This is a genomic window from uncultured Methylobacterium sp. (genome assembly GCF_964244095.1).
Taxonomy (GTDB): Bacteria; Pseudomonadota; Alphaproteobacteria; order Rhizobiales; family Beijerinckiaceae; genus Methylobacterium.
In genome coordinates, this window is the sequence record NZ_CAXTHR010000282.1 from 1 (window position 1) to 2,130 (window position 2,130).

Genomic DNA, 2,130 nt, shown 5'->3' on the forward strand with positions numbered 1-2,130 from the left:
ACGAGATCGTCGACATCGTCGAGGAGCGCCTCGACATCGAGATCGCGGCCGAGCGTTCGGACCTGATCGGATCGGCCGTGCTGCGCGGGCGGGCCACCGATATCGTCAACATCGCCCACTTCCTGCCGCTGGCCTACGACGATTGGGCACGCGGCCCGAAGAAGGCGGCCGGCAAGGCCTCGACCGTGCTCCTCGTCGACGATTCCGCCTTCTTCCGCGACATGCTGAGCCCGGTGCTGAAAGCCGCTGGCTACCGCGTCGTCACGGCCCCGGGCGCCGACGCGGCGATGGCGGTCCTTCAGGCCGATGCCCGCATCGACATCGTCGTCACCGACCTGGAGATGCCGGGGCGCGACGGCTTCGATCTCGTCGCCGCGATGCGGGCGGACGAGCGGCGGCTCGCGACGCTGCCGGTGATCGGCCTGTCGGGCACGGTTGGCGCCGAGGCGGTCGAGCGCGCGCGGACGCTGGCGATCAGCGACCTCGTCGCGAAGTTCGACCGCAGCGGCCTCATCGCGGCGCTCGCGGAACTCGCCGGTCCGTCGCATGCCGAAACGTCCATCCCGGCGCGGGCGAACGCCGCCTGATCGCCCGCGTCCGACGCAAGCCGCGCCCGAACCGGCGCGGACCGCCCATCCCGGTTTGACGGCGCCGAGGCGCTTTCGGAGACATCCCCATGAAAGCTGCCAACAGCAACGGCGCGGAGGCCGGCGGACAGGCGGACTTCGTCACCGTCTTCGTCGGCGGGACGATGTTCGGCCTCGCGATCGACCGGGTGCACGACGTGTTCGTCCCGGCCGGCATCACCCCCGTACCGCTCAGTCCCCCCGAGATCGTCGGCCTGCTCAACCTGCGCGGGCGCGTGGTCACCGCGATCTGCCTGCGCCGCCGCCTCGGCCTGCCCGCCGCCGAAGGCGCCGCCCGCATGGCGATCGGCCTCGAACAGGGCGGCGAGACCTTCGCCCTGGTGGTCGACGGCGTCGGCGAGGTGCTGAAGCTCGGCCCCGAGACCCACGAGCCGGTTCCGATCAACCTCGATGCCCGCTGGCGCGACCTCGCCCTCGGGGTGCACCGCCTCGACGGGCGCCTGCTCGTCATCCTCGACGTGGACGCGCTGCTGGTCTTCGGGTCCGAGCGCGCCGGCGCCACCGCGGCGTGACGCCACCTGCAACGAGAGGGAGAGACGCCGTGAAGACCCCTGGAGACGACGCCCGGACCTGCCTCGTGGTCGATGATTCCGCCGTGATCCGGAAGGTGGCGCGCCGCATCATCGAGACGCTGGGCTTCGCGGTGGTCGAGGCCGAGGACGGCAGCGATGCCCTGCTGCGCTGCGCCGAAACGATGCCGGACGTGATCCTGCTCGACTGGAACATGCCCAACATGGACGGGTACAGTTTCCTCCAGGCCCTGCGCCAGAGCCCGGGCGGGACGAGCCCGAAGATCCTGTTCTGCACCACCGAGAACGACGTCGGCGCCATCGCCCGGGCGCTGCGCGCCGGTGCCGACGAATACATCATGAAACCCTTCGACCGCGATATCCTGACGGCCAAGCTGGAGCAGGTCGGCATCATCCAGGCCGACGCCGCCTAGAGCCGCGCCCGATCACGTTGGATCAGGTCACGACTTTAAGTTCTTGTTTTGACGCGCATTCTTGCGACGAACCGGTACCCACTTCGTCGGACTGCGCTCTAAGCATCATTCCGCGACGCGTCTCACGGTTCGCGGTCGAGCATGATGCGGCCACGAAAACCCGCTTCGACCCGTACCCGCTTCGACGCGCTTCCCCCACGACGAACCGGCGCCCACCGCGTCGGGCGTCGCGCAAGCCAAGCGCATCGGCTCGGTCCCGTCCGTCCGGCGCGACCGGCGCCGGCCCATCGTCGTCCGTCACCCCGCACCGAGGCGCCGAACCCATGCTGGCAGCCACCCCCCATGCCGCGCCGAAGGCGCGCCCGAGCACCCCGGCGCCGATCAAGGTGCTGATCGCCGACGATTCGGCGGTGGTGCGCGGCCTCGTCGCCCGCTGGATCGGGGAGGCCGGCTTCACGGTCGTGGGCACCGCCTCCAACGGTCGCATCGCCCTGGAGATGATGGCCCGGCACGACCCGGACGTGGTGCTGCTCGACATCG

The 2,130-nt window shown here is 70.5% G+C and carries 4 protein-coding genes; all 4 read left to right on the forward strand.

Annotation, left to right across the window (positions count from 1 at the left end):
- The coding region (locus tag ACFE86_RS22555) for a response regulator (protein ID WP_375457537.1) at positions 1-587 on the forward strand (587 nt) is incomplete at its 5' end.
- Positions 588-676: 89 nt separating this feature from the next.
- Positions 677-1,159 (forward strand): chemotaxis protein CheW, encoded by a 483-nt coding sequence (locus ACFE86_RS22560; protein ID WP_375457538.1) that lies wholly within the window; start codon positions 677-679, stop codon positions 1,157-1,159.
- Between the two features lie 29 nt (positions 1,160-1,188).
- A complete protein-coding gene (locus ACFE86_RS22565; protein WP_375457539.1) occupies positions 1,189-1,590 on the forward strand; it encodes a response regulator in 402 nt (133 codons plus the stop codon).
- A 323-nt stretch (positions 1,591-1,913) separates the two neighbouring features.
- Positions 1,914-2,130 (forward strand): response regulator (locus ACFE86_RS22570; protein ID WP_375457540.1); only part of this gene is annotated, 217 nt, incomplete at its 3' end.